This window comes from Rhodococcus sp. YH1 (assembly GCF_009939605.1).
Taxonomy (GTDB): Bacteria; Actinomycetota; Actinomycetes; order Mycobacteriales; family Mycobacteriaceae; genus Rhodococcus; species Rhodococcus aetherivorans.
In genome coordinates this window covers 1-3,635 of record NZ_WVTE01000156.1, presented here as the reverse complement: position 1 = coordinate 3,635, position 3,635 = coordinate 1, and the positions used below count along the sequence as shown (strand labels likewise).

Below are 3,635 nucleotides of genomic sequence, written 5' to 3'. Positions count from 1 at the left end.
TCCCGCACCGACAAGCCCGCCGACAGTGTCACCGAGGGCACCGAGGAGGTGACACCGGCCTTGACCGCCTGATCCACCGACGAGGAATCACGCGACGACGTCGTACACCACCTCACGGGACTTGACCGCGACGTTACCGGGCACCACCCACGCGCGCGGCGGATCGGTGACGCCTCCACATCGTCGACAGTGGGCGCGCGGCGAACCCGGATCCGGCGGCTCCCCAGTTCGTGCGACACGAACATGCGTTCGAGGTTGACGCTCCCCACCACACGTGGGACCATCCCTGCACCGGCCTGAATACAGGTCGACCCCGGCTGGTGCTGGAACACCGAACCGGGGTCTGGGCACACGACAGGAGCGCTGTCATGCACCGTACGGTGGAGTCTATCCACACGCCCCCAGGGCGCAATTCTCATGGTTCGGCATTCGACGCCCACCTCCTCCTTCTCACCCCGCTGGGGTCCTCACTGACGTCCTGACCTAACGAGCCTCTCGCCCTCTCCGGTCGAGAGGCTTGAGGTGTTTCGCTGCGACGTGTGCGCGGGCCGTTCCGGTAGCCGCGGCACGTCGGGCATTCGTCGCTCATCTCCCGAGGTCCGACGTCAGCGCTTCGACGCTGCGCGCAGGGGTGCCATTCCCGTGCGTGAAACCGACTGGGCGCCAGTATCCTTCGTCTCCATTCTGGCGGTGGAGCACCCGATCGTGAGGGTCGACACGAACGAGCGGGTCCAGCGCAAGCCGCACGTCATCTCTGACGTGGGGCCAGAAGTGCTGGCCGAGATGGTCTATCGGGGCATGGTGACCGGGCAGCGTTGGGGAAGGGGCCGAAGGCAATACAGGGACCCGTAGGGTCTCCGATCGGTTGTGCGCAGCCGCCCGCAGGGCGTCCGCTTCTCGATGCGCTTGGGAATGAGTGAAGAACCGGCCAAGACCACCCGCTTCCAAACGGTGACCGCGTCCGACATTTCCCATGCCGACAAACAGGTTGCGCGTCATAGTCCGCTCCGTCACCGGGACCGCTTGCAGCCACTCTGTCGATACCCAGGGCACAGGACTGACTGGGTGGCCGCCATTTCGGGAACTCACGTGGATTTCCGGCTCTTCACTATGGATCTCGTGGACCGGTTGGTCTGACTCCTTGATGGGCGTGACGGTCTCGGCTCGGCGGACGCAGGATGGGTCTGGTGGGCGGGTCTGGCTCACGGCTCTTCTGACGCCACTGCAGGTTGGTGGCTGTCCTGTCTGCGACGTGTCGACCGGCTCGGCTCACTCGTTTGAGTGCAGCCCGGCGGGCCGTCATGTCCTGATAGGAGTCTGGCGAGATCCCCCGATAGTGAACTGACTGACGCCCGGCCGGACTCCGCCGAGTCGAGCAGCGGTGATGTCGTGGACCGAGCCGGGTTCGACGTCGGAGACCCAGACCGGGTAGCCGGTCGGGTCGGTCAGGACCTGGATGTTGCCGCCGTGTCGGCGGTGTTTGCCCGAGTACCACAAGTCGTGTCCGGCTTCGGAGCGCTCCCTGTCGCTTGCCAGGGTGATGGGACCACCTGATTGCCAGAGGGTAGGGACCACCGTGGCGCGTTATTGAGGATGCGTGTTGTCGGTGTCTTCGTCAACTGTTCCAGGTCGGGTGCGTTGCCGGTAGGACGGCCCTTCGATGATGAGGGTGTGCGCGGTGGAGGTCAGTCGATCGATGGCTGATTGAGCGAGGAGCGTGTCTGCGGTCATGGTCAGCCACTCAGAGGGCTCGCGATTCGACGTGACTATCGTGGTTTTCTTCCGATGCCGCTCCACTATCAGCTCGTAGAAGTCGCTGGTCTCGGTGGCATCGAGCGACCTGAGCGCGAAGTCGTCGATGATCAGGACGTCGACTGCGGTCAACCGTCGGATCTCGGCATCGACGGTGTTGTCCAGGCGAGCAGCTCGTAGCCGGGTGAACAGTTTGTCCGATCGCGCGAACAGGACGCTACGTCGTCGACGGATCGCTATGTGGCCCAATGCTGTCGCCAGGATGCTTCTATGTTCGTCAAGCGGCGTGAGGAAGCTGTTGTAGCCCCGTTGCGTGACCTTCCAGATGACGGTAGATCTGGCGGGCAATGGCACGTTTGAGGCAACGCTTGATCTCGCGTGGTGTCATGCCTTCCCGAGTTCGGCGTGCGGCATAGGCTTTCGTCTCGGGGTTATGTTGAAGCCGGGACAACGCCACGGTGTAGAGGGCGCGGTTGAGTTGCCGGTCGCCGGAACGGTTCAGCCGATGCCGGACCGTGGCGCCGCTGCTGGCCGGGATGGGCGCCACTCCGGCGAGGGAAGCGAACGCAGCCTCGTTGCGCACGCGTCCGGGATGCGACCAGGACACGATGAACTGCGCGGCGGTCACGGCCCCGACCCCGGGCAGTTCCAGCAGTGTGGGACAGATGGCCATGACGAGTTCTTCGATGGCGCTTTCGTGCTCGGCGGCTTCGGCTTCGAGGAACAACGCGCGACGGGCAACTGCTCGGATGCCGCGGACGGTGGTGCGGTGCTCGACGGAGTGGGTGGGCAGGGTGCGCAGACGCGCACCCCGTTCGAGTTGGTCGTTGGTGCTTCCACGGCGCATCTGCTCACGCAGAGCCTGAGGAGCATTGACGATCAACGCCTTGAGCTGTCCGATCGCTTTGGTACGGGACACGATCGCGCCTTGTCGGGCGGTGAGCAGCACACGTAGGGCCTCCCGGTTTCCTCGAGCGCGAGGAGCAGCGAGGTGGTCGCGCGACAGGGCCTCGCGGGCGGCGCGGACCGCGTCGAGCTCGTCGTTCTTGGCGCCGTTGCGCCGGGCCGGACGGGCGGGTCGGTCGATTTCGACGACCCATTCGCCGCGTTCGAGCAGGAAGGTCGTCAGTCCGGAGCCGAAGCTGCCACTGCCTTCGATGGCCCACACGCGTCGCCCGGCTCCGTGCCGAGTGCCGAAGTCGAAGCAGCGTCGGTATCCCATGGCGTCGGTGGGGCACTGCATGTGGACAAGGGCGGCGCCGGTCGATGCTTCGACGACGGCGGCGGTGTTGCTGTCGCGGTGGGTATCGACCCCGATGACGTAATCGACTTGGTCTGCAAGCATGGAGTGCACGGTGTTCTCCTTCAATGTTCGGGGAGTGCCGAGGTCGGCATCGACCTGGGTGCGGTCACCGTGTGGCAGGACTGTGATGAGGCACGAGACGATTCGGCCAGGCTTCTGATCAGGCCAGCAGTCGGTGGGCCAGGTCGATGCCGGCGACCATGACGACATATCCAAGGCAAGGGCGCGACCGCGCAGGTGCGGGTCGGCCAGTGAGTCTTTCGGGTCAGTCATGGTTACCGACATCAACTCTGGCAGACGCTCGCCTCTCGGTGAACGCCCCAACGCTCATGGCTCGAGAGTTGGACCTTGAGTCTCACAATGAGTCTTGCCTACCCCAACGGGTCCCAGGAGGATCGCGGACTGGTGCGCATCGAGGAATCTCAGTGAGGTCAGGTCACCGAGCAATGTCCGGGGTTGCGTCCATCAGGATGGTGTACGAGCCGGATCGGATCCGATGACCGGCGTGTCGTAACCGGACGAAAGACGGTCACCGCGTGATTCTTCGAGAGAGCTACCAACTCGACTCGACGAAAGAGCA

2 protein-coding genes and 3 pseudogenes are annotated in these 3,635 nt (G+C 64.5%); 1 reads left to right on the top strand and 4 read right to left on the bottom strand.

Annotation, left to right across the window (positions count from 1 at the left end):
* The first annotated feature begins 642 nt into the window (after positions 1-642).
* The gene (locus tag AIIKEEIJ_RS13155) at positions 643-852 is read left to right on the top strand and encodes a hypothetical protein (protein ID WP_161995828.1); all 210 of its coding nucleotides are present in this window, start codon (positions 643-645) and stop codon (positions 850-852) included.
* A 510-nt stretch (positions 853-1,362) separates the two neighbouring features.
* On the opposite strand, the pseudogene AIIKEEIJ_RS13150 reads toward AIIKEEIJ_RS13155, so the two are convergent.
* The 4 genes and pseudogenes from AIIKEEIJ_RS13150 to AIIKEEIJ_RS13135 all read right to left on the bottom strand — a co-directional run.
* Positions 1,363-1,512, bottom strand: a pseudogene (locus tag AIIKEEIJ_RS13150) (transposase family protein); the annotation flags it as partial.
* A gap of 72 nt (positions 1,513-1,584) precedes the next feature.
* Positions 1,585-2,037 (bottom strand): annotated as a pseudogene (locus tag AIIKEEIJ_RS13145) (ATP-binding protein); the annotation flags it as partial.
* Positions 2,030-3,328 (bottom strand): IS110 family transposase, encoded by a 1,299-nt coding sequence (locus AIIKEEIJ_RS13140; RefSeq protein ID WP_238406339.1) that lies wholly within the window; start codon positions 3,326-3,328, stop codon positions 2,030-2,032. The gene AIIKEEIJ_RS13140 and the pseudogene AIIKEEIJ_RS13145, both read right to left, overlap by 8 nt.
* A gap of 78 nt (positions 3,329-3,406) precedes the next feature.
* Positions 3,407-3,508 (bottom strand): annotated as a pseudogene (locus AIIKEEIJ_RS13135) (ATP-binding protein); the annotation flags it as partial.
* Positions 3,509-3,635 lie beyond the last annotated feature (127 nt).